The sequence below is a fragment of the Sporofaciens musculi genome, assembly GCF_009830285.1.
Taxonomy (GTDB): Bacteria; Bacillota; Clostridia; order Lachnospirales; family Lachnospiraceae; genus Sporofaciens; species Sporofaciens musculi.
In genome coordinates this window covers 762,538-777,379 of the sequence record NZ_WUQX01000001.1, presented here as the reverse complement: position 1 = coordinate 777,379, position 14,842 = coordinate 762,538, and the positions used below count along the sequence as shown (strand labels likewise).

Sequence of the window (14,842 nt, the reverse complement as noted above, 5' to 3'; positions counted from 1 at the left end):
TCCCCTGTAAATCTCCGTTGAGATTTTGACAGAAAACATCCGCTTCCTCCGGTGTATCAAATGTCGGCACTGTGCCATCGCCTGTTACATAATAATCCTGTGTTTCGCTGTCCCATACCGCATAAGGCTCTGTAAAGGCATCCGAAGTTTCCGTAACCGTAAAAGCGTACTGTTTCTTCCTGTTCCGGTTCTTCTGTCTGTTTTTCCGGCTCTGCTTCAGATACTTCCGCAGCGTGTCCTTCCCTCTGCTGTCCTTGCTCGTTCTCATAACGTGCCGCATACTTCTGTGCTTCCTTCAGCAGAGCATCCATCTCCACCGCCTTTTCCGCATTGCCGCTTAATGACTGCATCAATACATAATCGGCGGCTTCCAGAAACAGAGTGTCATAAACTGCCTTTCCCTCTAACCTCCTGTCAGCGTCCTCTATGGCAACCGCCCCGGTATCCTCGTTCCAGCCGACCACATCTTTCATGGACAGCGCACCGCAGATTTTTACCACTGCGGACATTTCCGCAAGCCTTTCAATCAGTTCTTTTTCACTTTCACTGGATTTGTTTTCCGGTTCGGGACTCTGAACATTGTCCCCGGAAATTTCCGCTTCCTGCCCCGGTACAGCCATTTTTTCCGGTTCTCTGTCACGCTCTATAAACCGTCTTGCCTGATTGGTGAAACCGTCCAAAACAGCCGGGTGGGACGTGACGATATAATCCCTTGTCTGCCAGTCAGCAGAAGGCACAAGGTTCTTTGCCCATTCCTTATTGTCGGGGGAAAACCGCCCGTCATAGGATAAGTGCGTGATTGTATTGGCAAGGACAATCTCTACACGTTCCTTCCCGTACTGCCGGATAACGCCCTCTGCGGCATCCCCGGAAGGGTGTAACCGTCAAATTTCTCCGCAATCGCTTTTTCTATGGCATCTTTGCACTCCACCCGGATACCATGCTCCAGCTTTTCCTGCTCCCGGCGCATGGCTTCCTCCGCCTGCTCTTTTTGTACTGTGCGAAGGCTTCCTTCCCCTTCGGCGTAAGGTATTTATCCGCATTGACAAGCTCCCTGATGCGCTTCTCCACCACGTTCCATTTTAAAAGCACTTTTGCGTATGGATCGCCTATCCTGCCTTTCCCCAATTTGATTCCTTTGGAATCGTGCCATTCATCGCTCCGGTCTGAACCAATCAAGGCGGGAGAGCCGCCGCCCGTCCCATATTCATTTTTAAGGAAGGCAATGTTTTCTTTCTTGTCATGCCCCTCCATGAAATACTCATAGATACGGAACTGCCCATGATGAACATTGCTGCCGCCTGTCAGACGCTCATCTATCTCATCCTGCGTGATAAAATCCTCATGCAGCACCTCCACGCTGTCCTGTACCGGGTATTCTGTTTTCTCTGTGCTTAAATCCGCAATCTCTGAAAGCAGATGCTCCGGCTTTTTACATACCGCCATCTTATCTGCTTTTCCCCGGCTTCAATCTGCTCCTTTGCGTGGGAAAGCTCCCCGGCGACAACATCACGCCCCTCCTGCGTGGATAAAAGCTCGCAGAGGTTTGTCATGCTCTCCGGGTGGTTGTAAGTCTTAATCGGTATGTTCTCCGGGATTTCCCCGATACCGTCCCGGAAGAAATTGAACAGGTCATTTGACACCCTCTGGCGTTCCACCGCATCCACAAGGAACACTTCATTTGCGCCCATGTAAGAGCCATTCTCCACCATAGAACGGACAACGCCCTCTATTTCCTGCCAGCCCATCACCGCAACCGGGTTTTCCTTTGCGGACATCCCGTAGCCGATACTCATGCCGGATTCATTGAACCAGACGGAAATGGGATTGCTGCCAAAATCAAAACCTTTCCCGGTAGTACGGTACTCATTTTTCAGAAACTCCGCCACTTCCTCCGGCGTTTTGCCCTGCTGGTACTTGGCGTAAATGCGGCTCCTGCTGTTATCCCGTCCGCCTCCTGTGCGTAAAATGGCTTCAAGCTGCTCCTTTGGCAGAGAAAAAGCGGCGGGCATGATATATTTCTCTCCTGCCTGCGCCGCTTCTATCGTGCCGATCTGTTCCTCTATCGTGGAGAATAAACTAAGCTGTTGGTAAACTTCCTTTTCCTTCGGTTCTTCCCATTGCGGAATCTGCCCTTCTTTCAGATATTCGCCCTTTTCCATGTAAAAGGCGATGCTGTCCCTCACAGCTTCCCATGATACAGTTGCTTCCGCTGTCCGGTTTAAATAGCTCCCCTTCCAGACCGTCAGACCGTTCTCGTCCGCCCTGTACCCGGCTCTTTCCTCCCCTACATAAAACTCGGTAAATTCCTTGTGCCTGTAACTGTTTTTGATATACTCCGTCTGTTTATCCTTATCCGGCTCGAAAAGCATTACCCCGGCAATATCCGGGCATTTATGCACCATAAATTCATCAAACTGCAAAATGCCTTTCTCTATTCCGGACAAAGAAAGACCGGGCAATGGTTCTCCACTGTCCGGCTCTGGTAAATCCTTATTTTCAGTTTTTTCAGTCGCTTCTTTACTTACAGGCTGTATACCAGTTCCCTCAGCACGATTTCCTCCGCCGAGTGCCTGATGTTGTTCATCTTCTGAATCCAGAGCATCTGGTTCTCTGCCTTGAGTTTTTCCGTCACTCCCTCCTGCTTCATCATCTGCCCGGTCAGCAGTTCCATCCTCTGCTCCGCCTGCTCCTGAATGGTCAGAAGATGCTCTTTCAGCTTCCCTTTCAGCAGAAGCCCGGTGTAAATCCCCTTCTTGTGTTCCTGTAAGTAATTCTTCCTCATCAGTCCGTATTTCGTGAGCGTCCCCTCCGGCTGCTCGTCCACCTGTAACATCGGTATCATGTAATCCCCGTTCTTCTCGTAGGTCAGATTCATCATTATTTCCCCTTTCCCCGGCATTTCCGGTCTGTGTGGTAGGTTGTACGTCCTTCGCTTCGCTTTCACGCTTTAAAGCATTATAGCGTGTGTCAGAGGTATTTGCAAGTCCTTTTTCGACAAAATTTCTTGATGCTTCCTTTCCGGCAATTTCCCTGTCATACGCCCCGATTGCTTTGCCAATCTCCATAAGCACAGGCTTGGATAAATCGGATATGCTGTCACCGATATGTGACAGGGTTTCTATTGTATTAAACTCATGGATATAAGGGAACTGGATTTCCTCTGCCAACTCCGCATCTTCCATGCCGCACCGCTTTAAGACGGTGTAGGCGATGCTGTCCGCCAGCGTTTCCCGGACACGAACAGCGATATTCAGTTCGTCCAGTTCCTCCAGAAAACTTCCCTCTTTCAGATATTCCATATCCGAAGCAAGCTCCCCATAACAGTCCTGCGCAATCCGGGAAGCAATCTCCCTGATCCTGTCCACAAATCCCGCTTCCTTGTTAGTATCCCCGTAAATCCCTTCCAGACGGTTCAGAACCGCTTCCTGATGTTCCTCCCGCATCTCCCAAAGCTGGGGAAACGCCCGATGCGCCTTGCCTTATGCACGTCCGATATATCAAAGACGTACCGCAGTCCGGTGTAGGGACTCCCTTCTTCATCCAGAAGCGCAATCCCCTTTGCGCCCTTGTTTACCCAACAGTGCATTTTTTCATTCCATATCTCTATGGAAGCGCAGGCTGTGGCGTCCGGTCTTTGGGCATAGATAAGGAGCTGGTCTTTGAACGGGTATTTGTAGAGCCTTGATGCTGTGTTCAGATATTTCTTCCAGCTTTCTTCATTTCTCGTCACTCTCTTTGATGTTTCTTCAGAGAGTGCGGAAATTACATCATATTTCCTCATGGCAATCCTCCATTAAAAATGGCAGCAAAATACAAAAACGTATCTTGCTGCCTGTTTCCTGTTACTCTCTGGCATTATTCGTAGAAACCATGTTCCTCAATGCCCTTTTCCAGAATGGTATGTATCAGTTCCTCCAGCTCCACACCGTTTATCTCGCTGACCACAATCAGCTTTGCAAGGGTATCCTTCTGTACGGATATGGCATACTGTTCCTCATCGGCACGAAGCTCATGGACGCAGATACCAAGCCCGTCCGCAATCCTGCATACCACGCCAAGTTCCGGCTCCCTGATGCCCGCCAGAATATCCATGATTGTCCTCTCCGGCACTCCCGACATTCTGGAAAGCTCCATAATGCTGATTTCTTTCTCTTTCATCACGTTTAATAACTTATCCCCGGTTGTAAACATCTTTCTTCCTCCCTTATTTTTCTTCCCACCAGAAGATTTCTTTTTCGGAAACTCCATGACAAACTTAAACTGTACCCCGCTTTTTTCTGCCCCGTCTTTGGTGTAACGGTATTCTTCCGTCCCACTCGGAATAATATAGGCATCATAGGGCTTGCCCGCCTTGCTCTTTAACCCTTTTAACAGGATTTTCTTCCCGGCAAGCATATCCTTCACCTGTGCATCGGTAAGGGCAGTTCCCATTACCCGGCTCACGTTCATACCGCATTTTTTCACACAATATGCGCCGAATTTCCCTTTACCACCTGACCGCCGCAGTTCGGGCATACCCCAAGAGCCGCCTGCTCCTGTGCAAACATCTTTTTCTGCTCGTCACTGACCTCATGGTAGGTATGTATCAGTTCCGACACCATGTTTTCAATGTCCGCCATGAAGTCCTCCATAGGAAGCTCCCCTTTCGCTACCAGCGTCAGGGCATTTTCCCAATCGGCGGTAAGTTTCGGGGACTTCACCACATCCGGCAGCACCGTAATCAGCTTCATTCCGTCCTCTGTCGGTATGATCTGCTTCTTCTCACGCTTCACAAAAACCGTCCTTGACTAACTTTTCGATAATATCCGCCCTTGTCGCAGGCGTACCCAAGCCTTTCCTCTCCACGTCATCGCCCATATCTTCCGCCCCGGCACGTTCCATTGCCGATAATAATAAATCTTCCGTAAAGTGCTTCGGCGGGGAAGTGAAATGCTCGCTGACTTTCGTCTGCACACCGTCAAATGCCTGTCCCTCCGACAGTTCTGGCAGCTTCTTTTCCTCTTTTTCTTCCTCCTGATTCCCGGAGATTTTAAAGGAACGCTTAAAGGCATCCTCAAAGGACTTCCACCCGTTATGCGTGACGGACTTCCCGGAAACTGCAAAAGTATGTCCATTGCAGGAAAACTCCGCCTTTACCGTTTCATACAAATGTTTCTCCCCGGTGGCGCATAACAGGCGGTTCGCAACCAAAGACAGGATTTTACGCTCCGTTTCCGGCAGTGCCGCAAGGTCAGCTCTCGCTATCTCCATTGTGGGGATAATGGCGTGGTGGTCTGTCACCCTTTTGCTGTTCAGAATCCGCTTGATGTCCGGTCTGGAAGCCTTGTTTTCCTCAAACATCAGGGAACTGAATACTGCTTCAATCACGCCCTCTGCGGTTTGCCCCATGTCATCGGATAAGAACTGGCTGTCCGTCCTCGGATATGTGGCTAACTTTTTTCATAAAGGCTCTGCGTGTACTCTAAAGTCTGCTTTGCGGTAAATCCGAATAAACGGTTCGCATCCCTCTGGAGCGTGGTAAGGTCATAGAGCTTCGGCGGCATAACCGTTTTTTCCTCTTTCACAACGGACGTGGTGAGAGCCTGCCCGTCCCGGCAAGCCCCCGCAATCTCATCCGCTTTATTCTTATCATCAATACGCCCGGTGGCGGCATCCATCCGTCCATCAGGATATGCGCCATGTAATATTTTTCCTTCTGGAAATTCATAATCTTTGCTTCCCGGTCTACTAACATCGCAAGGGTGGGTGTCTGCACCCGCCCCACCTTTAAAACCTTTCCGCCATATAAAACCGTAAACAGCCTTGTACCGTTGATGCCCACAAGCCAGTCCGCTTCCTGCCTGCACAATGCGGAATGGTACAGGTTGTCATAATCACTCCCCGGCTGTAAATTTTCAAACCCTTCACGAATGGCGCTTTCCTCCATTGAGGAAATCCACAGGCGTTTGATCGGCTTGTCACAGCCTGCCATTTCATACACAAGGCGGAAGATAAGCTCTCCCTCCCGTCCGGCGTCAGTGGCGCAGATCGTAGCCGACACATCCTCCCTGTGCATCAATTTAAAAAGAACGTCATACTGCGCTTTCGTGTCCGGCTTCACCTCATACTGCCATGTTTTCGGCTTGACAGGCAGGCTCTCATACGTCCATTTTTTCCACTGCTCCCCGTAGCTTTCCGGCTGTGCCAGCTCCACCAGATGCCCCACGCACCAGCTCACAACATAACCGTTTCCTTCCATATATCCGTCACTGATTTCCGTTGCGCCGATTACCTCCGCAATGCTCCTTGCCACGCTCGGTTTTTCTGCTATGACTAACTGCATTTATTCTTCCTCCCCTTCCTTATCTTCAAAAAAATCATCCTCTGTGTCCTCGTTTTCCTCGTCATCATCGTATTCTTCTTCCTCGTCCTCCTCCTCATCGTCCTCGTCAAGAAATTCCTCTTTCTTTTTCTTGGCTACCTTGAAATAATAGCCGCCGCCAATAGCCGCAACCGCCACAATCCCAAGAATGATATAGGTTGCCGCCGGGTTTTCCTCTGTTTTCTCCGGCTCCGGTTCGGGTTCTTCGGTATTTTCCTCCCCGTCCTCTGCCGCTTCTTCCGCAGGTTCTTCTTCCGTTTCCTGTTCCCCGTTATTGTTGGGAAGTGCGCCCTCCGTCACAGGGATTGCAGATTCCAGTGCGGCGGAATTTTGCGGTAAGGTATCGCTGTTGTCCGCTGTCACGTTCAGCAGGTCATTTTCCGTAACTTCGGTCAGGAAATAAACCACTTCTTCCTCCCCGTCCCGGTCAATGATAAGGTAGAACACTTTTTCCGATGCGGTCTGGATTGTATAAAATTCCTTCCCCGTTTCGCTTTTCTCCTTCTCCCCAGATTCCTCTTTCTTCTCCGATGCCGCCGCTTCCGCCATAGCCTGCTTTTTCTGCTCTGCAAGGCTGTTTTCGGAAACGGTGTTCCCGTCACTGTCCGTCTTGGTATGTTCCGTCACCTGTGCGGTAGCGGAGGAAGGCTTGGTTGCCTGTGCGCTCACCGGGAGCTGCTCTGCCGGGTTCTTCTCATTCCCGTCCGTTTTTTCCGGATCGGTATAATACGGGTTCGCTGTCTTATAGACCTCTGACATATTCCCGGCATTGTCCATTGCGGAAATGGTGAAATACTGGTAGCCTGCGTCAAACTGCTGCAGGCGGATATTCAACACGCCATTGGTAAGCTCCTTAAACTCATACCCGTTCACATACACCGCCTTGATACCGGAATCCGTATCATGCGCCTGAACGGAGAGCAGACCGTCACTGACCGCAGCGTTTAAGGTAGGCTTCGTGAAGTCAAAGCACCTGATATAGCGGTTTTTCTCATAGGTCTTGCCCCTCTGGTCTGTCACAAGCACATAAACGGTGGCATTCTCCGAAATCTCCACATACATATCCTCTGTGATGTCCGTCCAGCTCCCATTCTGCGCCACTTTCGCCTGCACCGTCTTTATGGAGAAGTTGCCGGAATGCGCCACATCTTCAACGGAGATATGTACCTTCGTGGTGTCATTGTGCCAGCCGGACGGAGTGGAGATTGTGATTTTTACATTCGGGTTCACATATTCGCATAAGCTGTAATCCCCCTTGCAGACCTCACAATCTTTATCAGTGGAATACTGTGTGCATTTTTCTTTACAGGTACATTCCGGCTCCGGCACTTCATTCCCGGATACCGTCCCGCCTTCCGTACCTTCCCCACTGCCGCCGGATTCCGTTTCTGTTTCCCCCTCATTCTCACCGGACTCGGCTTCCGTTTCCCCGGTTTCCTTATTTTCCTCTGTTTCCGCTTCGGTACTGCCTTCCTCTGACGCTCCGCTTTCCTCCGCATAGGCATCTACCGTATTCCCGCTGTTCGCCATAAACGCCCCTACGGGCATACAGAACAATAATGCTGACAAGAGCAGCGACACCGCCGCCCTAACTGATAACTTTTTCTTCATTTCCTGCCATCTCCTTTGCGTTTTCTTTTTCTTCCAATAACTTCAAAATCTCGTCCTCGCTGAATTTGATGAGTAATTGCAGCTTCTCGGACGAGATTTTATGCTTTTCGATAATATCCATTTTTTCGGCTCTTTCCGCCATGCGCTTCTGTTCTTCCAAATCCTTCTTTTTTGCCTGTAAGGATTCAAGCTGCGCATCCACTTTGGAAAGTGCCTTTTCAATGCGCTCCTTTGTCATAAATTCCTCGCTTTCTGTTTTTTCCGTTTTTCCCACCCGGTTGGATCAAAATCATTAAAATCTAACACTGCCCTGAAAAGCCATTTGTTATTTACCCATCTTTGCAGTTTCCTTGTAACGGGTGGCGCAGTTGGCTTTTCGTATACCATTACATAGGGATCAAATCCCATATCCTGCAGAGTGTATATCCTGTACAAGTCCTGTTCATGGCTACTGTTATAGTTTGTCAACACATACACCCGCCTTTTCCGGTAATCTTTCACAGTTGTAAGTTCTGAAAACCTTTTGAAATACCCTGTCAGGTCATCTTCCGGATTATCCCAAGCGAAGTGCAGCATTTTTGTTTTCACTTTGTTCAGCATCTCCACCTTCTCCGGAGTAATCAGGCGCACATCAAGTCCCTGTGTAAAATCCACCATTGCGCCGCTTTGTGCAAGCTGCTGTAATAACCGTTCCCAATCCGGGCAGGCTAACAGGTTCGCATCAAGCAGCTTTATTTCTTTTTCCCCACGCCAGAACTCGGCAAGGTCAGCGACCGCAACCGTCCTGCGCCCCTCCTTTTCCCCTACAATGCAGAAACCGCATCCACGAGGACACCCTCTTGACAGAAAACCATATGCAGTTCCTTCAAATTTCGGGTATAATGCATAGTCCGGATATATATGCTCCACTTCCTCCGGCAGACGGTTATGAAGCCCATACCCTGTGCCGCCCCTTATAATGCAGTCAGCATGAATTGTACCAGAGTAATCCTTAGAATAGCTGTCCGTAAACACCCGGCTCATATATACAAGGTCATAATGTTTTCGCCCGTCATACCATTCCAATGTATCGCCCCTTGCCTTATGGTAAGCTGACAGCTTCATAAGGCACAAATTGGGGAAGTTATGGCTGTCCACATCAATCAATCCGACTTTGATAATATCACGCTCCCTTCTATGTTATAAAATTGTCCTATCATAAGTTTGTATTGTTATTGAAGGCGACCAAATGCGTAGAAATGGCTCTGCCAGTAGGACGAGTTGATGCTTGCGTAGCTGATTGGATCTCCGCAGTGGATCATTGTCCCGTTACCGCAGTAAATACCCACATGGCTCACCGCCCCGGCAGAATTGTAAGTCCCGGTAAAAAGATAATGTCCCCCGCCTTTGCGTCCGATGCGGAAACAGGCGTACACTGGTCATATATCCCCTGTGCGGTGGTTCGTGGAAGGTTATGCACCCCACTGTTGGTAAAAGTCCAACAAACAAAGCCTGAGCAATCGAAACTTGTGGAAGGGCTTGAGCCGCCCCACACATACGGGAATCCCAAATATTTAGCGGCTTCCTCCATAAGAGCCTGCACCGATGCGTCATCGTAGGCATCCGGCGGTATGGCGTTCCCCGGCAGACCTCCCGGCGTTTCCCCGTAAAGCGTGCCTTCGCCCACATCGAAATAAAATAACGGGTTATAATACTCCCCGTCATACAAACACTCGATATGCAAGTGGCTTCCTGTGCTGCTCCCGGTATTGCCCGTTGTGCCGATAACCGTCCCTTTTTCCACTGTCTGCCCCGCACTCACACTGAGCGTATCCATATGGGCATACTTGGTTGTGTAACCGTCAATCTCAATCACCACATAATTCCCATAGTGGCTGTCATATGCCGCCGCTGTCACCATACCGTCATGGGCAGCATATACGGTTGTGCCTGTGGGAACTGCTATATCCACGCCCCGGTGAAATTCCTCGTTCCCTGTGACCGGGTTCTTCCGGTATCCGTAATAGCTCGACACATAATAATACCAGTAAAGGTCAAGCGGCGAAGCGAACTCCTGAAGCAGACCGTTTGTTTCCCGGTACATGGCAAAAATCTCCGCCTGTTCCGTATCCATTTTCCCAGAAACAAGGCTCTCTAATGATATGACCGTAAGCGTCACTCTGAGGATACTGACCTCGTATTCTTCTTCCTCCTCATACTCATATTCTTCCTCTGTTTCTTCCCCTGTGACCGGATCAGTGACCGTCCTTGTGCCTGTCTTTGTGACCGTCCTTGTCCTCGTTTCCGTATCCGGCGTGAGCGTCAGCGTATACATCTCATCAAATAGAGCCTGTATTTCACTTTCCACCCCGCCTGCGGTAAATTCCGTATGGACTGCGGACAGATAGCTGATAAGGGTAAACGGGTTATGCCCAATTGCCCCAAGATTGTAGGAATATTCGTCATACCCCGGATAGTCTGTTTCCACCCGGTCAATCTCATTCTGCAAGTCAAGCTCCAGACGGGTAAGCTGTAAATCGGCGGCGTCAATCTCCTCCGGCTTGCTTAAATAGCTTGCCGCTAAGATTGTGGACTGCGTATCCGCAAACATCGCCCCGCAGGACGATACGGAAACCATAATCATCATAAGGAGCAGAGCCATGATGCCCACCGTCACAAGCAAGCCCGCATTTCTCCTTGCGAACTCCTGTAACTTCCTCGCCACAGTGACCGCACCGTTTTTCGTCTTTTCAAACGCCTGCTCCGCTGTTTTTCCTGCCGCCGCTTTCTTCCTCGCCTTGATATATTCCCGTTTAATGCGCTGTTTCTGTAACCGCTTTTGCAAGGCTTTTTCTGCATCTGCGGGTTTTCTTCCAAGAACTTCTGGTACTGGAAATTGACTTCCTTTTTAAACTGCTTTTTTCCAGCTTTGCCACCTTCGCCCGCTGTTTCTGCTCTTTTCCTTTATCTGCCTTTTGACGAAAGAATAAACCGTTTCCACTTTCTGCTCCGATTTATGTGCGCCCTCCACCGCTGAATTTTCTTTCTCCGTTTCAGCGATTTTCCCATGCACAAAATTTCTGCCCTCATTCTGCATCCGGCGCATGGTGGTCTTTGATATTCCCTCCTGCTTGAAAGGCTTCTCCTTCTCCAGAGGGACAACTACATATCTTCCCTTCCCGGTTTTCTCGTCAAACACTCTCTGCAAGGTGTATTCCCTTGTCTTTGGCAGCTTCGCCCTTGCTTTCTGTACCTTCTTTGCGGCTTTCTGCGCCTGCCGCTGTTTCTTTTGCAGCTTTTTACTGCCTGTAAATTCAGAACCTCCTTCCCCCTGAAACAGTTTTCCGGTATTCTCCGTAAAAGATTCTTCCGTAAAGGTTTTATTTTCCGCTTTTTCCTTCGTGCCGCCTTTGTTCCGGTGTTCCCTCTGCACCCGCTTTTTATGGTATTTCCCTTTTTTCTGCGACTGCCTGTAAGTGTCCCTCCGGTGGTAATCTTCCGCATCCGGCTGTTTCTTCTCTTGATCCTCCGTCTGGTTAAAACTTTCCTGCCCGGTAAATCCGCTGCTTTCCTTTACAAAATCCGATTTTTCTTCCTGCCCCGGCTTCGCTTCGGACTTTTGGACTTTTTGTCCAGAAGTGTTCCGGTACATCTGCTTTCTTGCCTGAACCTTTGAATCATGGTTCTGTTTACGCTGTCCGGCATCGCTACTCCGGGTATCCATGCTTTTATTCCCTGTAAACGTGCTGTTTTTTCCCGGCTGGCTCTCTTTGGACTTCTGGACTTTTTGTCCAAAAGTTTCCTGCTGTGCCTGCATACTCTTTTCCGTCTGCCTTTTGCCGCCCGAACCACGCCCCGGCTTCCCGATACCGGAATCTCTCGGCTGATAGGCAGCATTGCCGCCGCCCGTAAAAGCATTGCCAGCTCCCTTATGGAACTCTGCATTTGCTTCTTTACGGTAAGCGGTATCCTGTTTTTCTTTCCTTTCTTTTCTGCCATTAACTGTCCTCATCCCCCTTTGTTACAGATTCTTCCGGCTTCGTGTTCATAATCGCAAAGGTCTTTGTATCTGCCGGGTACTTATCTACGAATGGGATAACCACGTTGTCAAACAATATCAGACCGCTTCCCGGCTCGGAATTGGTGACGTGCATGAGCTGTTTCTCCGACAATCCCAACTTATCCGCCAAAATATGCTGGTCTTTGGCGTTCTGGTTTAACAGGTACACAAAATCACTGTTACCCAAGATGCCCTCGATTTCCTCCGATTTCAGAAAATCGCCCACGTTTTGCGTCAAGCCTGTCGGGATTCCGCCCCACTTCCTGAACCTTTTCCAGATTTCCACTGAGTAAATGGCTGTCTGCTTCTCTTTTAAAAGCAAATGGAACTCGTCACAGTAGTACCTTGTGGCAACTTTCCGTTCCCGGTTTTTTGACACCCTGTTCCAGACCGCATCCTGCACAATCAGCATCCCTATCTCTTTTAACTGGTTTCCCAAATCCCGAATGTCAAAGCACATGATCCGGTTGTGTGCGTCCACGTTGGTACGGTGGTTAAAATAATTCTGCGAGCCATGCACATACAATACAAGGCTATTGGCAATCCGTACCGCCTTCTGCTTCGCTTCCCTCTGCATCTCCGGCGCAACGTCCCTCGGCTCATACTTTAACAGCGCATTATACAAATCTTCCAGTATGGGCATATTCTCTGGCTTCGGGTGCTTGAAATACCCGTCATAGATATGCTTGATGCAGGTGTCAATGATGCCCTTCTCGTCATTCTCCAGACCGTCCTTCCCCCGGCAATCAAATCGCACAGGGTAATTAAAAAATCGCTCTTTAACTTCAACGCTTCCTTGTCCCCCTTATGGGAGAGCTGAATGTCCATCGGGTTCAGGTAATCCTTTGAATTAGTGGCAAGCCTTACCACCTGCCCATGAAGCGCCTGCACTAATGGAAAATACTCGCCCTCTGGATCGCAGACGATTATATCGTCCTTTGTGATAAGGAAACAGGATAAAATCTCACGCTTTGCGCTGAATGATTTACCACTGCCGGGTGTGCCTAAAATTACCCCATTCGGTGTACGCAGCCTTTTCCGGTCTGCCATAATCATGTTGTTGGAAAGTGCGTTCAGACCGTAATAAATGGCGGGTGCGGGCATGAAAAGCTCCTGTGTGCAGAAAGGCACAAGGACAGCGGCGCTTTTTGTGGTGAGGTTTCTTTCAATCCCCACATCGTTGCACCCAATCGGCGCACTCGCCATTAACCCCTGTTCCTGTAAATACTGCAAACATCTGAGGTTGCAGTTTGCCTGCTGGATAATGCCGGACACCCTCTGTGTCAGGTTCTCCAGTTCCCGTTTCGTCCGCCCGTAACAGGTAATGAGGAAGGTCATTTTGATAAGTTTCTGGTTGCTTGTGTTCAAATCGTCAAGCAGTTCCAGCGTGTCCTTCTCATAAGTCACGATGTCCGTAGGCAGAATATCCATATCGTAACCGCTTCTTACAGCCTTTTTCTGCTCCTCAATTTTCATTTTCTGAATGTCGGTGAGCGCACGTTTTATCATCTTGATTGCTTCCACCGGATCAATGGTCTGCATATGCATGGTAAGGGTGAGGTTGTCATCAATGTCCAGCAGCTTCTTAACCATCTCGTCCGTAAACTTCGGCGCAATCATGTCAAGGTAAGACACGCTCCCGTAAATACTGCCGGACTTAAAGCGGCTCGGATAGCGGAAGTCAAATCCCGGCGGTGCAATGTAATCTTTAACTGACTTCCCGGATTCTGACAGCTCCTTAAACGAAAACCGGAAAGGCTCCATTGTACCCTGATTAAAATACTCATGCAGGATACGCAGCCTTTCCTTCCCGTCAAGACCTCTGGCGTTCGTGCCGATATTGTTTAAATTGTGTACCACGTCCTTCTCAATATTGCTTAACTTGCTCTTTGCTTCCCTGTACCCGGTGCTTTCCACGCCGAAAATCAGGTACTTAGACTTGATGATTCCATTGTTGCCCTTTGCCGACTGGTGCTTTAACATCTGCGTGTACTCGTCACGAATATCGTCAAACGCATCACCCTGTAAGGAAATATCGAACTGCTCCGCAAGAGCCTGCTCGCTGACCTGCCTGTTAAATAAGAACAACTGGAACTTTATGGACGGATCAAAATAGTTAATCAGCTTGCTGTATTCCTCCAGAATATCCGCCTGATCCTCCACCTCCAGCAGATCATAGTTGATGTCGTAAAACTCCACCATTTTCGTGTAATAACCGTCCGCCACCTGACAGATGCCGTCCCGGTACATTTTTTTGAATGTAATGGTTTTCTGTGCGGTGTCCGGCTTCGCCTGCTCTTTGCTGTTCCCGGCAAGCGCACGTTTCAGCTCCGCAAGGCGTTTCTTTTCCGATAAGGTCAGCCCCGCTTTTTCCGGTGTCCGCTTATTTTCCTGCGGTTTTGGCTTTGCCGCCCCCGCCTTTTGCTTTTTGTTCAAGGAAACATACCTCCCTCCTGATTTTTTCCCTCTCCTCCAACTGCTTGTAGAGGTTTTCCGATTTATACGGTCTGATTCCCGGCGTGAGTACCTTCTGCCGGAGCATGAAGTATAAAATCTTCTCTGCCGGGAAACCGTCTTTTTCATACATTGCCAAAAAGAAGAATGGCAGCATTGCGCCCACCATGATAAGCGCCGCCCCTGTGTCCCCAATACCCCTTTGGTAAGGAAATATAAAGGCACTCCCACAAGTGCTGCGCCGGAAAAGCAGATAATCTGCCTTTTGGTAAGGTTCAACGCCACTTTTGTCTTGATTCCACTCAGGTCTTTTGGCACTGGTACGGATATTGCCATAGTCTGCTCCTTTCGTGGGCAATGCCCGCCAAACCGCC

8 protein-coding genes and 5 pseudogenes are annotated in these 14,842 nt (G+C 49.4%); all 13 read right to left on the bottom strand.

What is annotated here, in order from left to right; translation table 11 throughout:
* Nucleotides 1–56: 56 nt before the first annotated feature.
* Nucleotides 57–818: a DUF3849 domain-containing protein gene (locus tag GN277_RS32360; RefSeq protein WP_244324953.1), complete on the bottom strand. Its 762-nt coding sequence runs from the start codon at nt 816–818 to the stop codon at nt 57–59.
* A 2-nt stretch (nt 819–820) separates the two neighbouring features.
* The gene (locus tag GN277_RS32355) at nt 821–931 is read right to left on the bottom strand and encodes a DUF3849 domain-containing protein (RefSeq protein WP_244324590.1); all 111 of its coding nucleotides are present in this window, start codon (nt 929–931) and stop codon (nt 821–823) included.
* Nucleotides 910–1,446 carry a hypothetical protein gene (locus GN277_RS32350; protein WP_244324589.1) on the bottom strand — a complete coding sequence of 179 codons (537 nt, stop codon included), beginning with the start codon at nt 1,444–1,446 and terminating at the stop codon, nt 910–912. The genes GN277_RS32355 and GN277_RS32350 overlap by 22 nt, the downstream gene beginning before the upstream one ends.
* Nucleotides 1,395–3,446 (bottom strand): hypothetical protein, encoded by a 2,052-nt coding sequence (locus GN277_RS32570; protein WP_456300586.1) that lies wholly within the window; start codon nt 3,444–3,446, stop codon nt 1,395–1,397. The genes GN277_RS32350 and GN277_RS32570 overlap by 52 nt, the downstream gene beginning before the upstream one ends.
* Nucleotides 3,416–3,784 carry a hypothetical protein gene (locus tag GN277_RS29850; RefSeq protein ID WP_244324587.1) on the bottom strand — a complete coding sequence of 123 codons (369 nt, stop codon included), beginning with the start codon at nt 3,782–3,784 and terminating at the stop codon, nt 3,416–3,418. Before GN277_RS29850 ends, GN277_RS32570 begins: the two co-directional genes overlap by 31 nt.
* 74 nt (nt 3,785–3,858) lie before the next feature.
* Nucleotides 3,859–4,164: pseudogene (locus tag GN277_RS32075) on the bottom strand (helix-turn-helix domain-containing protein); the annotation flags it as partial.
* Nucleotides 4,165–4,212: 48 nt separating this feature from the next.
* Nucleotides 4,213–6,325: pseudogene (locus GN277_RS32070) on the bottom strand (DNA topoisomerase 3); the annotation flags it as partial.
* Nucleotides 6,326–7,975, bottom strand: a complete 1,650-nt coding sequence (locus GN277_RS03850; protein ID WP_159749868.1) for a CD1107 family mobile element protein — start codon at nt 7,973–7,975, stop codon at nt 6,326–6,328.
* Complete coding sequence (locus GN277_RS03845; protein WP_159749866.1) at nt 7,953–8,213, bottom strand: cell envelope biogenesis protein TolA; 261 nt, start codon at nt 8,211–8,213, stop codon at nt 7,953–7,955. The genes GN277_RS03850 and GN277_RS03845 overlap by 23 nt, the downstream gene beginning before the upstream one ends.
* Nucleotides 8,210–9,079 (bottom strand): hypothetical protein, encoded by an 870-nt coding sequence (locus GN277_RS03840; RefSeq protein ID WP_244324585.1) that lies wholly within the window; start codon nt 9,077–9,079, stop codon nt 8,210–8,212. Before GN277_RS03840 ends, GN277_RS03845 begins: the two co-directional genes overlap by 4 nt.
* 107 nt (nt 9,080–9,186) lie before the next feature.
* A pseudogene (locus GN277_RS32065) lies at nt 9,187–11,953 on the bottom strand (CD1108 family mobile element protein).
* Nucleotides 11,953–14,450: pseudogene (locus tag GN277_RS03830) on the bottom strand (VirB4-like conjugal transfer ATPase, CD1110 family). Before GN277_RS03830 ends, GN277_RS32065 begins: the two co-directional pseudogenes overlap by 1 nt.
* Nucleotides 14,398–14,804: pseudogene (locus GN277_RS03825) on the bottom strand (PrgI family protein). The pseudogenes GN277_RS03830 and GN277_RS03825 overlap by 53 nt, the downstream one beginning before the upstream one ends.
* Between the last annotated feature and the right edge of the window lie 38 nt (nt 14,805–14,842).